Origin of the sequence: Clostridium sp. AWRP (assembly GCF_004006395.2) — a bacterium.
In the GTDB taxonomy this organism is placed as follows: Bacteria; Bacillota; Clostridia; order Clostridiales; family Clostridiaceae; genus Clostridium_B.
In genome coordinates this window covers 79,636-94,528 of the sequence record NZ_CP029758.2, presented here as the reverse complement: position 1 = coordinate 94,528, position 14,893 = coordinate 79,636, and the positions used below count along the sequence as shown (strand labels likewise).

10 protein-coding genes, 1 tRNA gene and 2 rRNA genes are annotated in these 14,893 nt (G+C 33.6%); 2 read left to right on the top strand and 11 right to left on the bottom strand.

The window, feature by feature from the left end; translation table 11 throughout:
• Positions 1 to 103: 103 nt before the first annotated feature.
• Positions 104 to 1,249, bottom strand: coding sequence for an alanine--glyoxylate aminotransferase family protein (locus DMR38_RS00485; protein ID WP_127719503.1), 1,146 nt, complete (start codon positions 1,247 to 1,249; stop codon positions 104 to 106).
• 193 nt (positions 1,250 to 1,442) lie between these two features.
• On the opposite strand from DMR38_RS00485, the gene DMR38_RS00480 reads away from it, so the two are divergent.
• Positions 1,443 to 2,039, top strand: a complete 597-nt coding sequence (locus tag DMR38_RS00480; RefSeq protein WP_127719502.1) for a uracil-DNA glycosylase — start codon at positions 1,443 to 1,445, stop codon at positions 2,037 to 2,039.
• Between the two features lie 118 nt (positions 2,040 to 2,157).
• On the opposite strand, the gene DMR38_RS00475 is transcribed toward DMR38_RS00480, so the two are convergent.
• The 7 genes from DMR38_RS00475 to DMR38_RS00445 all read right to left on the bottom strand — a co-directional run bounded on the left by DMR38_RS00475 (position 2,158) and on the right by DMR38_RS00445 (position 10,551).
• Positions 2,158 to 3,117 carry a M42 family peptidase gene (locus DMR38_RS00475; protein ID WP_127719501.1) on the bottom strand — a complete coding sequence of 320 codons (960 nt, stop codon included), beginning with the start codon at positions 3,115 to 3,117 and terminating at the stop codon, positions 2,158 to 2,160.
• Between the two features lie 34 nt (positions 3,118 to 3,151).
• Entirely contained in the window at positions 3,152 to 4,159 is a 1,008-nt protein-coding gene (locus tag DMR38_RS00470; protein WP_127719500.1) for a M42 family peptidase, read from the bottom strand.
• Complete coding sequence (locus tag DMR38_RS00465) at positions 4,150 to 5,181, bottom strand: M20/M25/M40 family metallo-hydrolase (protein WP_127719499.1); 1,032 nt, start codon at positions 5,179 to 5,181, stop codon at positions 4,150 to 4,152. Before DMR38_RS00465 ends, DMR38_RS00470 begins: the two co-directional genes overlap by 10 nt.
• Before the next feature lie 288 nt (positions 5,182 to 5,469).
• Entirely contained in the window at positions 5,470 to 7,851 is a 2,382-nt protein-coding gene (locus DMR38_RS00460; protein WP_127719498.1) for an ABC transporter permease, read from the bottom strand.
• 2 nt (positions 7,852 to 7,853) lie between these two features.
• Complete coding sequence (locus DMR38_RS00455; protein ID WP_127719497.1) at positions 7,854 to 8,528, bottom strand: ABC transporter ATP-binding protein; 675 nt, start codon at positions 8,526 to 8,528, stop codon at positions 7,854 to 7,856.
• Between the two features lie 74 nt (positions 8,529 to 8,602).
• The gene (locus tag DMR38_RS00450; protein ID WP_243124402.1) at positions 8,603 to 9,862 is read right to left on the bottom strand and encodes a HAMP domain-containing sensor histidine kinase; all 1,260 of its coding nucleotides are present in this window, start codon (positions 9,860 to 9,862) and stop codon (positions 8,603 to 8,605) included.
• On the bottom strand, positions 9,859 to 10,551 hold the full coding sequence (locus tag DMR38_RS00445) for a response regulator transcription factor (RefSeq protein WP_127719495.1): 693 nt from the start codon (positions 10,549 to 10,551) through the stop codon (positions 9,859 to 9,861). Before DMR38_RS00445 ends, DMR38_RS00450 begins: the two co-directional genes overlap by 4 nt.
• A 118-nt stretch (positions 10,552 to 10,669) precedes the next feature.
• Here DMR38_RS00445 and DMR38_RS00440 point away from each other — a divergent pair, with 118 nt between their 5' ends.
• Entirely contained in the window at positions 10,670 to 11,164 is a 495-nt protein-coding gene (locus DMR38_RS00440) for an HD domain-containing protein (RefSeq protein WP_127719494.1), read from the top strand.
• Between the two features lie 74 nt (positions 11,165 to 11,238).
• On the opposite strand, the gene DMR38_RS00435 is transcribed toward DMR38_RS00440, so the two are convergent.
• The 3 genes from DMR38_RS00435 to DMR38_RS00425 form a co-directional block, all read right to left on the bottom strand.
• Positions 11,239 to 11,314, bottom strand: a tRNA-Lys gene (locus tag DMR38_RS00435).
• Positions 11,315 to 11,319: 5 nt separating this feature from the next.
• Positions 11,320 to 11,436 (bottom strand): 5S ribosomal RNA (gene rrf, locus DMR38_RS00430).
• 241 nt (positions 11,437 to 11,677) lie between these two features.
• Positions 11,678 to 14,567 (bottom strand): 23S ribosomal RNA (locus DMR38_RS00425).
• Between the last annotated feature and the right edge of the window lie 326 nt (positions 14,568 to 14,893).

Sequence of the window (14,893 nt, the reverse complement as noted above, 5' to 3'; positions counted from 1 at the left end):
TCCTAATTTTTTAGCACTTAAAGTACATTATCCAAATATGTAGCCAATCTAATGCTCCCACCTAAATAAAATAGGAGCCACTAGATAAAATTATCATTTTTTATTATTCAAGGTTTTCAACATTCTTTAAAAAGCAATTAGCCATATCACACTGGCAGTAAAATTCAAAATTTTCTAGAGATTTTTGTAAAGAATATAAAGTATAACTCACCATATCTTTCTTTGCATTTTCACCCATATGCCCTATTCTTACTACTCTACCTTGTAAATATCCAAAAGATCCTGCTATTAAAACATTAAAATTATCTACCATATATTTTCTAAGCTTAGATTCATCTATTCCTTCTGGAACTTCAATAGCTGTAACTGTATTTGAATATCCATTTTCATTATAAAGATTTAATCCTGCTTCTTTAACTGCTATCCTAACACTTTTACCTATTTGGCTATGTCTTTTCAAAATATCTTTATCTTCTAAAATATTATCCACCGCCGCTTTAAGCCCAACTATATCACTTATAGGAGGCGTATATGGAAACCACTTTTCTTCATAGTAATTCTCCCAAATTAATAAGTTACAATAAAAAGACCTTATTTGCTTTTTCCTATTTTTCATAGCTTCAAAGGCATCCTGGCTTATACTTATTATTGTAAGTCCTGGAGGTGCAGAAATACACTTTTGTGATCCACCTACCACTATATCTATATTCCAATTATCTACTTCTAACTTTTCCCCTCCCATAGCAGATACACTATCTACTACAGTTAATATTCCTTTTTCCTTAAGCATAGGGCATATTTTTGATATGTTATTTAACATTCCTGAAGGGGTATCGCAATGGACAACTGTAGCATACTTAAAGTTACTATCCTTATCTAAAAATTTCTTCAGTTCATCCACATCTATTTCTCTTTTTCTATTTCCTTTAAAAAACACTACTTCTCCGTCATAAAGTTTTACAAAATCAGCAAACCCTTCACCATATATACCATTATCAATTACAAGTACTCTATCTCCTTCTTCCGTAAGAGAAGCACAAGCTGCTTCAAGACCAAGTATTCCTTCTCCGCTTAATATTCTAACCTGATTTTTAGTATTTAAAAATTTAGCTATATCTTCACAAATATCTTTATAAAAATCATAAAATTGAATATCTAAGTCAGGATTTGTACATCTTTCACTTCTGGCAAACCTAACATTATCTCTAACTTCTGTAGGCCCAGGCGTCATTATATATGGAGCTTCCACAAAAATCACCTCTTAAACAATTTTAGTTAGAATTATATCATCGACTATGTGTTTTTCAAAATGTATGCATACAATTTGAGTATGCACACATTATATCAATAATTTAACCTATACTTAATTGAAAATGTATTTAAAAGTTATTTATATGCTAAAATATAATTGACGTTGATAGTTTAAAGGAGGGACTTCTTTTATGAATGATAAAGAAGAGCTTATAGAAAAAATAAAAAAAATATGTGATGGATATGATGCAACGCCTACTGGCGGATACATTTTTGGTAATGGACCTATTCCCTGTAATATATTATTCATAGGTGAAGCTCCGGGCAAAACTGAGGTAGAACAAGGTAAACCTTTTGTGGGAATGGCAGGAAAGACCTTTGAAAGTTACCTAAACTCCATAGGTTTACAAAGAGAAAATATTAGAATAACTAACACTTGCTTTTTAAGACCAATAAAAATAAACCAAGGTAAAAGTGGGAGGAAAACTATAAGTAACAGGCCTCCTAAAACTTCTGAAATTGAACTATTTAAAGATATACTAAATAGAGAAATTGAACTAGTTAATCCTAAAATAATTGTAACTTTAGGAAATACTCCTTTAAAAAGATTTACTGAATTTAACTCTATAGGTGAATGCCACGGTAAAGTCTATTTTAATGAAGATTTAAAAAAGGATATATTTCCCATGTATCATCCATCTGCGTTAACTTATAATAGAAATGATTCTTTCAAACTTATGTATGAAAATGACTGGGAAAAATTAAAAAACACTCTAAGTAGTATTTAAAGTTCCTTTTTACTAATTATATATTGTAAAAAACTCTATAAAAAATAGCTTTTATGATAATTTATCATAGAAGCTATTTTTTATAAAGGGCGTATCTTTACAAGATAGATTCTTTTTACTATATTATTTCCTTAAAGTTTTCCAGTTGCTTTAATACTTTTATAGTATCTTCTATATCATTTATTGATACCATTTCAGATGTGGAATACTTGTATCTACATGGTACTGCGATTTCTCCGGTTCTTATTCCAATTCTCTCTTTATGTACTAATTCCCCTTCAGATTTACCTGTACTTATGCTGTATTGTAAATTTATTTCTGATCTTTTAGCACAATTTTCTAACATCTCTTTTATATCTTTATGCATTATAAGTGAACTATCCATAATTTTAATTACTGGCCCTTCATCTATATTTATGTTGTTTTTTCTTTCTTCTGCATTTGTAGCATTTTCAGTACCAACTATTATGCAGTAATCAGGATTTATATTATTTGCAACAATTCTGGCACCTATTCCTCCTATTTCACCTTGAGATGCAAATACGAAATCAAGCTCTGCATTTTCTACTTTTACATATTCTATAAGCTTTAAAAGTATATAACATCCTACCTTATTATGTAAAAGTGGGCTTATAACATTATTGTCACCTACACTTAAATACGGTCCTACAAGAGATGCCATATCCCCTTCATTTACCTTTTTTAAAGCATCTTCCTTTTCATTCACGCCTATATCTACAAATTCGCCTTCTTCGGAAGTATATATTTTTCCTAAGGTTCCATTATCAAACCTTATGAAACTATGGGATATATCTTCCTTTTTAAAATTTCCTATGTTGTCCACCCTTATCATGCCATCATCATCTATATGGTTTACTATAAATCCCACAGAGTCCATATGAGTACACAACATTATTTTAGTTTCACCAGAACCTAATTTTACTATTACATTACCTATATCATCTTCATACATATCTTGATTGATTTCATTTAAACGTTCCTTTATTACTTCCCTCACTTCATCTTCTTTACCACTAACTCCAAAAGAATTGATTAATTTTATTAGAAGTTTATCCATAAAAATTTCACCCCTCAATATTTTAAATTATCATCTATAAATCTGACAAATAACTTTTTACCAAAGTTAAAGTACTTTCATAATCCATCAAGCTGCACATTGAAATATTATAATCCATATGTTTGCATGGTATTAATACCGCTGCTGTCTTGCAGTTATTAATAGGTAAACGGACTGGTTTAAGTTTACTTGTATCCTTAGTACTTATGCTCTTTTTATAAGCAATTCCCATAGTATCTGCCTTATTTCTAATAGATTTTACAATGTCTCTATTAAATATAGACTCTTCCATATTAAAAGGTATCACGGGTCCTCCTGTAAGTTCATTTGTTTTTAAATATTCCGGTACACCTTCCCCATCAGTACTATTTATAGTATCTAAATCTATCATTATATCAGGCTTAACATTATAAGCCGCAGTATAAATTCCTCTTTTATCTATATTTCCCTGGACATAAAACACTCCATATAAATTACACTCACATTTTTCCCTTAATAATTCTAAAAGTATAGAACATCCTATCCTATTATCTAAAGCCTTACCTTTTACTAAATTGTCTCCAAAATCAGAAAAACTATTGTCAAATACTACAAAATCTCCAAGTGAAACAGTCTTCTTACACTCATTTTTACTTGAGGCTCCGATATCTATACACATATCATCATAGGATATATTTTTATTTCTTTCACTTTTATCCTGAAGATGTATTGGTTTTATGCCTATAACGCCATGTACTTTTTTGTTTCCAATTAAAACAGTTTTACAAGGCAGTGCTCCTTTTTCCATTTTACCTAAAGTTGAAAACTTTAGAGTTCCATCATCATTATAAGCTGTAATTATAAGACCTCTCTCATCCATGTGAGAAGCTATCATTATTTTAGGTGAAGAATTATCATTATCATCACTATGGACTATAACGTTTCCCATTCTATCTACAGTTACATTATCAGTAAAAGTGTACAACTCCTCTTTTATTACATTCCTAATTTCTTCTTCATAACCAGAAGGTCCTATACAGTTAGATAGTTTTTCTAAAAGCAAAATAATCCCTCCAATTCATCCTCTTTTAACTCTTGAATAAACCTAGCCAAAAGTCTTCCTGTGTTTTTGATATCTTTCAAATTTACCACTTCTACAGAAGTATGCATATACTTTATAGGAATAGATATAAGAAGTGTAGGTATTCCCCCTTCTGCAGTTTGAATATCCCAAGCATCAGTTCCAGTGTTTCCCGGCTCAACTTCAATTTGGTATGGAATGTTATATTTATCTGCAGTTTGTATTATCCTGTTTTTAATTTTAGTATGTATATTAGGGCCTATACATATAACTGGCCCTGCTCCCAGCTTATTTTCCCTATCGCTATCTCCTAAAGTTCCACCATCAAAAGTAACATCAAGTGCTATACCTATATCAGGTTTAACTTCGTAACTTGCCATTTTGGCTCCTCTATGTCCTACTTCCTCCTGACATGAACATACAAAATAAACATTTAAATCTGGATTTACATTTTTAAGTTCTTCCGCACAAACATACATAGCAAAAATGCTAGCTCTGTTATCTATTGACTTACAACTCACATTGTCATTTAAAAGCCCTACCATTTTTCTATCTAAAGTAATATAATCTCCTACCTTAATTAAACTTCTTAATTTTTCTGTGCAAAAACCAGTTTCTATATATAGGTTTTCCACACTAACTTTATTTTTTTGTTTATCACTATAATCATATTTTAACGCCACAACTCCAGATATATTTTCTTTTCCATGAATGATAACTTCTTGAGCAACAAGGCTTTTAGCATCTATTCCCAATCCTTTAAATTTTACAAAGCCTTCTTTTGTTATTTCTTTTACCATTAAAAAAACTTCATCTGCATGAGACATTATCATTAATTTGCTAGAAGTTTTTCCCTCTTTATGTATATACATATTATTTAGCTTGCTTATAGTTATATCTCCAAATTGATTAAAATTATCTTCTATAATAGAATACAGCCAGTCTTCTCTGCCACTTGGTGCATGAGTTTCGCATATTTCTTTGAATAAATCTAAATCCTCCATTTTTACCTCCAATCAAATACACTGATAATTTAATTACACATTAGTTATCATATATTCTGCAGCTAACTTTATGACCTATCATAATCCAATTATAGCATACATATAAACAGAGTTCTTAGCATCAGATGAAGTTTTGACTCCACCTAATGCTTAGAAATCGTTATCCAGGGACGTACCTGCTCTTTACTCCAACTTGGGAAAGTGGGAGTATTAGAGCAGGTAGTCATCGGATAAATAAAAGTTTTCACTTAGAAACTTTACGTAAAATTTCTAGGTGAAAACTTAATTTTATTCACTATATCTTATTCTATCTATAATTGATTCCTTTTTTAACTTATTTTCAATTAAATAAGTTATGAGTATTGTTATTATGGCAAACGCTAAAATCAATACTAGAATTGAACCTAGTGGTAATTTATATTCTGCATAATCTGCTCCGGACTTTTTAAACAATTTAAAACACAGGTATCCTAAAGATGTTCCAAAAATTATAGACATTAAGGAACTTCCAAGAGAATAATATATTCCTTCAATTTGAAGCATTTTGCGAAGCTCTCTGTCTGAAAGTCCAACAGCTTGAAGCATGCCGTACTCTTTTTTTCTAGTAAGTATACTTGTAATCATGGTATTTATAAGATTTAAAATCCCAATAAGGGCTATAATGACAATAAAACTCATTGCAATAATTTGTATCCCCATATACTGACTTTCAATTTCTTTTTTATAATCCGTATGTGAATCATAAAATATTCTATTGTCCTTTTGTGAAACTGACTTAAGCTTACTTTTTATAGATTCAAATTTACTGCTGTCAATGTCTATATATACTCCTGATATCTTGTTGTCATTTGCACTAGCTAACTTGTCCTTAAATTCTCCTCTTGTAAACACATCTTCGTGGGTTATAAGATCATATCCATCTATTTTCCAGCCAAAACTTCCTATATTCTTACTGACTATACCTGCCACAGTAAATTGTTTTTTTATGCTTTCTGTTTGTTTCCCATTTTTATCTACTACAATTGATAAATTTATTTTATCTCCAACTTTATATTTGCAAATCCTGTTATCATTTTTGTCATAATTAGTTGCAACTAAAACTTCATCTTTACTTTTTAATTCCTCAGGAGATATTTTTCCAGCTATTAAATATTTTTTAAATTTACCTAAAAGATAATCATCATATCCATATAGTCCATAGCTCAAATTGTTAACAGATATATTACCGGTATATTTTTCAGTACTAACATTTTTAACACCTTTAATATTTTTTATATTATTTATCATCTTATCATTTAAATGATTGCCCGCTGTTTCTGTGCTTGTTAATGAAAATTCGTGTTTAAAATCTTGTTTTGTTAAATTATCTATATTCATACTTTTAAGTATAGTACAAATTACAATAAATAAAATGCCACTCATAGTAAGAGAAATCATGGTCATAATCGTTCTCTTTTTATTTCGCCAGAGATTTAAATGTGCAATTTTAGATATAGATATTTTTTTAATTGAATTTCTTTCTTTTTTCTTTGAATTTATTTCTACACCACTGTATCTCATTGATTCTACTGGAGATATTCTCGAAGAAAGCTTTTCTGGTTTTCTAAGAGAAATTACAACTGCTAATAAACTTATCAGTGCCGAAATAATTATAATATATGGTGAAGATTTTATTTCTATGGAGTACTTTGAAATTAATAGTTGCCTTACTATATAATATATTGCATGTGCAAATATAATCCCTATTGGAATTGCTATAATTGATAAAGTAAATCCTTCTTTAAATATAACTTTTCTAATTTGCTTTTTAGTTGCACCAATTGCAGAAAGAAGACCAAATTGTTTTATTCTTTCAATAACAGATACATAAAATATATTATAGATAACCACAATAGTTGCAATTACTATAATTAAAGCTATAACAAGAAATGATATTAGTAATGATGGATCTCCTCCTACTGCACTTATATACAGTGAATTTGTCTTTATATTTTCATCCTTTAAACCAATACTATGTCCAATATCAAAAACAGTGCTCATAATATTTCTATGATTTTTAACTCTTACATAACATGCCATCTTTATTTTAGATGAATTTCGAGTTACAAGTTTTTTTGATACTACACCTATGACATTATTTTTCTGCTTACGTATTTTATCATCGCTTAATATTCCACTTAAAATAAAATCCATACTTTTATTGTTTTCATATTTAATATGAATGCTTTCTCCTATTTTAGATTTTACTTTTAATTTGTCAAGTACCCATGATTCTAGTGCTATTTCATTTGATTTTTGAGGCAAGTTTCCTTGTTTTAATTTCACATTCGTCATATCTGCCCCTGCATAATCAGTATAAAATAACTCCATTTGAGAATCACTTAAATCTTTATTTTTTATATTTTTAAATGGAATATATTCCCCTAACTTTTCAATTTTCCTATTATTCTTTAGAGTTTCGATTTGTTTATCATTTACATTAACATACATTCCATGATAGTTTCCCATTGCTTCTTCAGCTCCATTTATCATAGAACTTTGTATACTGTAAAACATTATTCCAGCAGCAGTTATGAGACAAGTAGCTAACGCTATAGTGAGTATGATCAGTATATTCTTGGTTTTAGAAAACTTTAAATTCTTCCTAGCAAGATTGGATATATAATTCATACTTACTCCCTCCCCTGCACTATTTTTCCGTCTTCAATTCTAATCACTCTATCACCCATCTGTGCAATTTTATCATCATGAGTTATCATAATTAGAGTTTGATGATATTTTTTTACTGACATCTTCAAGAGCGCCATAACTTCTTGCGCCGTCTTGGAATCAAGATTTCCTGTAGGTTCATCTGCAAGTATTATAGACGGTTTAGCTGCAAGACCTCTACATATAGCCGTTCTCTGTTGTTGTCCACCTGACAGAGCATTTGGAAGTGAATTTTTCTTATTATATATATTTAAAGTTTCCATAAGTTCTTTAACATAACTTTCATCCACATCTTTACCATCAAGTCCTATTGGGAGTGTTATGTTTTCCCACACGTTTAAGACTGGTATAAGATTGTATGCTTGAAAAACAAAACCTATATTTCTTCTCCTAAATATAGCAAGCTTATCATCCTTCATTGAAAATATATTCTGCCCTACAATATAAACTTCCCCTGATGTTGGTCTATCAAGACCTCCAACCATGTGAAGCAGCGTACTCTTACCTGAACCTGATGTACCAATTATTACAACAAACTCTCCTTCATCTACAAAAAAACTTACATTATCGACTGCTTTAACTAAATTCTCATCTTTCCCATAATATTTTTTTAGAGATTTTACTTCCAATACTTTCATAACATTACCTCTCTTCAACATCCAATTATTATACTTAGAGGATAACATGTTAATATTACAATTCACTTTCAACATCACTTACATTTTTGTAAGAAAAGACTGAACTTACTTCCCTCCCCTAGTTTTGAATCAACCATTATACTTCCACCTTGTTCTTCTAGTATCTTTCTTGTAAGATATAAGCCTACTCCAGAGCCTTCAGATTCTTGAACCATTTTGCAACTCCCTCTAAAGAATCGTTTAAAAATCTTGTTGAAATCCTCACCCAGTATTCCTATACCGGTATCTTCTATATCAATTCTTATAAAAAAGTTCATATCACTCATACTTACATTTATTTTTCCAGTACTATCTGTATACTTTATGGCATTTTCAAGTACATTAATTATTGCTTCTTTAGTCCATCTCACATCATGAAAAATAGAAAATTCATATACATTTTCAGCATTTATCTCTATATTTTTTTGCAGAGCTTTTGAATAAACTCCTTCTATAGCTTTATATATTGTATCCTTTATAGATTTTTTTTCTTTTTTTAGCTCAATCATACTAGCTTCAAGCCTGGACAACTTTATAAGTGAACCTGTAAGCCACTCAAGTTTTAAAACCTCTTCTTTTATTGTATTTAAAAATTCTCTTTTTTCGTTTTTACTTATACTTTCATCTTCTATTAGAATTGAATTAAAGAGTTTAATTGAGGATAGGGGAGTTTTTATTTGATGTGAAATATCTGTAACAAGTGACTTTATATTTTCTTTTTCCCTATATAATTTTTCGATATTTAAATTAAGTATTCTGCTTAAATCGCACAGCTTAGAATATATCTTAGGCAAAATTCCTTCATTGAAGCTATTCATATCCGTCAATAGTTTTCCATTTATTGCCTCATCAACACTATTTAATATATATTCAAGCCTTTTCATAATATATGAACTGCAACTTCTGAAAATCCACATTGATTCAATTAAGATTACTATAAACAATATAAAATTAATTTTTATCATATTATATACATTTTTATTAAATGCATCATCATTCCATGCTGTAACTTCATCATCATAGCCATATTTTTTAGCAATGTTTTTTCCATATTCCAAATTTTTAGCATCATATTTTTTAAGCAGTACAGTTTTTACAATTTCAGTTTCATTTCCAGGATTTAATCTTGTAAGTGTTCCAACTAGTTGAAGTGTAGAATTTATATTTTGCTTATACACTTGTTCAGTTATATAGTAATTTACAAAACAAGTTATCACTAAGGTACTTAATATAGTAATAATCATTATATTAAATACTTTCTTTAATAAGGGATTTTCTTTTAAATATTCAATCATATCTTTACACATCCTTCTGTCCATATATATCCCATTCCCCTAACATTCTTTATATATTTAGGTGTTGAAGGATTGTCCTCTATCTTTTCTCTAAGTCTTCTTATATTTACTGCTATGGTATTTTCATCTACAAATGTGCTATCTATGTCCCATAATTTATTTAAAAGCTGATCTTTGGTTATGATTTGTCCTGCATTATCCATTAAATATTTTAAAAGTTTTATTTCAGTCTTACTTAGAAATAATTCCTCTTCATTTTTTAACACTTTCATATCCGTTATAGAAAAAACTATATCTCCAGATACGATTTTTTTGCTTTGATTTTTATTAGAATTTCTTCGAAGTAGAGCATTTATTTTAGACATTAATACCATAAGACTAAATGGCTTGGCTATATAGTCATCTGCTCCCATATCAAGTCCTGTTACAATATCAATTTCTTGATCACAAGCCGTTAAGAATATAATAAGTAAGTCATTTCTTTTCCTAACTTCCCCACAGAAATCAAATCCATTTCCATCAGGCAATCCTACATCAAGGATCATAAGGTCAACACTATTTTCTTCTAATATTATTTTTGCTTCTTCAATAGTTCTTGATGAAAAAACCTTGTATCCTTCTTTATTCAATTTAAAGCTAATTCCCCTATTTAATGATTTATCATCTTCTACTAATAAAATACTTTTCATTACACCTAATCCCCTATTTTTTAATTAATAAATATATGAATATTTTATCACAGTAAAATTGATATACTAATACAAATTAGATATACTAATACTATAATTTAAATATAAGGAGGTACTCATGTCAGATTTAGCAAGTTACGTTACTAAAAAAATGATACTTTATTTTGGAAATGATATAAAAAGAATAAATCATGCTTTAAAAGTATATGGTTTCAGCAAAACTATAGGCCAATTAGAAGGATTAAACGATAATGAAATGCTTATACTTGAATTAGCTTCTATACTTCATGATATAGGGATTAAAGAAAGTGAAAGGAAGTATAATAGTTCAGCTGGAAATTATCAAGAAATTGAAGGGCCTCCTGTAGCTAAAGAACTGCTTAAAGAAATAGATCTAGATGATACAATAATTAAAAGAGTATGTTTTTTAATAGGTAATCACCATAGTTACAATAAAATTGATAAAATAGACTTACAGATATTGATTGAAAGTGATTTTTTAGTAAATACATATGAGAATAATATTAAAATATCTGATATAGAATACATGAAAAATAAATATTTTAAAACTTCTACGGGAAAAGAGCTGCTTAATTCAATTTACATTAAATAACTAAAGCCATATTTTATGGCTTTTTTCCATATAAAAAAATATATAAAAAAAGAAGTACATTCAAGTACTTCTTTTGGTGGCTCACCGGGGAATCGAACCCCGGACAACATGATTAAAAGTCATGTGCTCTACCAACTGAGCTAGTGAACCATATAACCTGGCAGCGACCTATTCTCCCACAGGGCCTCCCCTGCAGTACCATCGGCACCCTGAAGCTTAACCTTCCTGTTCGGTATGGAAAGGGGTGTTACCTTCACGTCATTACCACCAGATTTTATTATCGAAAATTGTTATTAACTTCGTCCAGCTTCGTCAAACAACTCACTCCGGTGCTCAATTACTTTAGTAAGTTCCGCTCCTCGTTCATCATTTTCCTCGCTGTACTCGTTACTACCAATTTTCTTTTATATTGCTTTTTTAAGGTCATAACAATTGTAAATTGTCAACTATCAATTCTCAATTGTTTCTGTCCTCTCAAAATTGCACAGTAAACTTTTTTCTTTCGCTTTTTATTTGGTCAAGCCCTCGACCTATTAGTATCAGTCAGCTTAGCAAGTTACCCTGCTTACACCTCTGACCTATCTCCTCGTGTTCTTCGAGGGGTCTTACTAGCTTACGCTATGGGAAATCTTATCTTGAGGTGGGCTTCACACTTAGATGCTTTCAGCGTTTATCCCTTCCCAACTTGGCTACCCAGCTATGCTCCTGGCGGAACAACTGGTTCACCAGCGGTCGGTCCATCCCGGTCCTCTCGTACTAAGGACAGCTCCTCTCAAATTTCCTGCGCCCGCGACGGATAGGGACCGAACTGTCTCACGACGTTCTGAACCCAGCTCGCGTGCCGCTTTAATGGGCGAACAGCCCAACCCTTGGGACCTACTTCAGCCCCAGGATGCGACGAGCCGACATCGAGGTGCCAAACCTCCCCGTCGATGTGAACTCTTGGGGGAGATCAGCCTGTTATCCCCGAGGTAGCTTTTATCCGTTGAGCGATGGCCCTCCCACGAGGTACCACCGGATCACTAAGCCCGACTTTCGTCCCTGCTCCACTTGTTTGTGTCGCAGTCAAGCTCCCTTCTGCCTTTGCACTCTTCGAAGAATTTCTAACCCTTCTGAGGGAACCTTTGTACGCCTCCGTTACTTTTTAGGAGGCGACCGCCCCAGTCAAACTGCCCGCCTAACATTGTCCCGTCTCCAGTTTCATGGAGCCCGGTTAGAATCCCAGTACTGTCAGGGTGGTATCCCAACATCGACTCTGTAATGGCTGGCGCCACTACTTCCTAGTCTCCCACCTATCCTGTACAGACAATACCGAAATTCAGTGCTAAACTGCAGTAAAGCTCTACGGGGTCTTTCCGTCCAATCGCGGGTAGCAAGCATCTTCACTTGCACTTCAATTTCGCCGGATTTGTTGTCGAGACAGTGCTCAAATCATTACGCCATTCGTGCGGGTCGGAACTTACCCGACAAGGAATTTCGCTACCTTAGGACCGTTATAGTTACGGCCGCCGTTTACTGGGGCTTAAGTTCTGACCTTCGCTTACGCTTAGTCTTCCCCTTAACCTTCCAGCACCGGGCAGGCGTCAGCTCCTATACTTCAGCTTTCGCTTTAGCAGAAACCTGTGTTTTTGATAAACAGTTGCTTGAGCCTTTTCTCTGCGGCCACTTGCGTGGCTCCCCTTCTCCCTAAGTTACGGGGTTAATTTGCCTAGTTCCTTAACAACAATTCTTCCGATGGTCTTAGGATTCTCTCCTCACCTACCTGTGTCGGTTTGCGGTACGGGCACATAAAAACTCCATAGAGACTTTTCTTGGCAGCGTGAAATCAGGTACTTCCCCTTACGGGTTCCCCATAACACCTCATCATTGATATACCGGATTTTCCTGGTATACCTGACTCGGTGCTTAGACATACATCCAATTGTATGCACACCTTATCCTCCTGCGTCATCCCTTTTGTCAAACGCTTTTATGCGGTATCGGAATTTCAACCGATTGTCCATCACCTACGCCTTTCGGCCTCGGCTTAGGTCCCGACTTACCCTGGGCGGACGAACCTTCCCCAGGAAACCTTAGGTTTTCGACCAATAAGATTCTCACTTATTTCTCGCTACTTATGCCAGCATTCTCTCTCCTGTACAATCCACCGTTCCTTCCGGTACGACTTCTACTCATACAGGATGCTCCTCTACCACTCTTTCGAGTCCACAGCTTCGGTGGTAAGTTTTAGCCCCGGACATTTTCGGCGCATGATCTCTTGACTAGTGAGCTATTACGCACTCTTTAAATGAGTGGCTGCTTCTGAGCCAACATCCTAGTTGTCTTAGAAATCACACATCCTTTCCCACTTAACTTACACTTTGGGACCTTAGCTGGTGGTCTGGGCTGTTTCCCTTTTGACCACGGATCTTATCATTCGCAGTCTGACTGCCGGAATTCAAGTATATGGCATTCGGAGTTTGATAAGGTTCAGTAACTGTTGTCAGCCCCTACCCCATTCAGTGCTCTACCTCCATTACTCATTTCCGACGCTAGCCCTAAAGCTATTTCGAGGAGAACCAGCTATCTCCGAGTTCGATTGGAATTTCTCCGCTATCCACAGCTCATCCCATGGTTTTTCAACACCAACGTGGTTCGGTCCTCCACGGAATTTTACTTCCGCTTCAACCTGGCCATGGATAGGTCACTCGGTTTCGGGTCTACAACATACAACTTCGCGCCCTTTTCAGACTCGGTTTCCCTCCGGCTCCGTACCTTAAGTACTTAACCTTGCTGCACATCGTAACTCGCTGGCTCGTTCTACAAAAAGCACGCCGTCGTACTTTACGTACTTCGACTGTTTGTGGACACACGGTTTCAGGTTCTATTTCACTCCCCTCCCGGGGTTCTTTTCACCTTTCCCTCACGGTACTCCTTCTCTATCGGTCACCAGGTAGTATTTAGCCTTGGGAGGTGGTCCTCCCTGTTTCCCACAAGGTTTCTCGTGTCTCGTGGTACTCTGGATTAGATCTGACTGTTCTTTGCTTTCATTTACAGGGCTTTTACCTTCTCCGGCAGAGCCTTCCAGCTCTCTTCAATTAGCACTTCACAGTATTTATAATCTATCCGCAACCCCAGGAACAAGTTCCTGGTTTGGACTCTTTCCCTTTCGCTCGCCGCTACTTAGGAAATCGATGTTTCTTTCTCTTCCTCCGGGTACTTAGATGTTTCAGTTCCCCGGGTTTGCCTCTACAAACCTATGTATTCAGTTTGCAGTACCTAGTGTTTGCTAGGTGGGTTTCCCCATTCGGATATCTCTGGTTCTCTGGCTATTTGCGCCTACCCAGAGCTTTTCGCAGCTTATCGCGTCCTTCTTAGGCTCCTGGTGCCAAGGCATCCTCCATGCGCCCTTTGTAGCTTGACCTTTCATTATCGAAAATCGTCATTAACTTCGTCCAGCTTCGTCAAATACCTCATTCCGGTGCTCATTTACATAAGTAAACTCCGCTCCTCATTCGGTCTTTTCCTTGCTGTACTCGTTACTGCCAATTTTCTTTGTATCATCTACAAAGGTTATATTATAACCTTAGCTTTACTTTATTTCTTATTTACTGTGCAATTTTCAAAGGACAATTTTTCATTTTACTTTCCTAATTGGTTGCAAAATGAAAGAAGAATCTATGATCCTTCAAAATTAAACAGAGTAGATTGTAAACTTACTTAAACCATCAATTTATAAGATAGATTATA

Excerpts from the sequence above, each read along its gene's own strand:
- DMR38_RS00475 (WP_127719501.1), bottom strand. The coding sequence starts at position 3,117 with ATGGATAAACTTCTAATAAAATTAATCAATTCTTTTGGAGTTAGTGGT.
- DMR38_RS00440 (WP_127719494.1), top strand. The coding sequence starts at position 10,670 with ATGTCAGATTTAGCAAGTTACGTTACTAAAAAAATGATACTTTATTTT.
- DMR38_RS00465 (WP_127719499.1), bottom strand. The coding sequence starts at position 5,181 with ATGGAGGATTTAGATTTATTCAAAGAAATATGCGAAACTCATGCACCA.
- DMR38_RS00455 (WP_127719497.1), bottom strand. The coding sequence starts at position 8,528 with ATGAAAGTATTGGAAGTAAAATCTCTAAAAAAATATTATGGGAAAGAT.
- DMR38_RS00480 (WP_127719502.1), top strand. The coding sequence starts at position 1,443 with ATGAATGATAAAGAAGAGCTTATAGAAAAAATAAAAAAAATATGTGAT.
- DMR38_RS00445 (WP_127719495.1), bottom strand. The coding sequence starts at position 10,551 with ATGAAAAGTATTTTATTAGTAGAAGATGATAAATCATTAAATAGGGGA.
- DMR38_RS00460 (WP_127719498.1), bottom strand. The coding sequence starts at position 7,851 with ATGAATTATATATCCAATCTTGCTAGGAAGAATTTAAAGTTTTCTAAA.
- DMR38_RS00450 (WP_243124402.1), bottom strand. The coding sequence starts at position 9,862 with ATGATTGAATATTTAAAAGAAAATCCCTTATTAAAGAAAGTATTTAAT.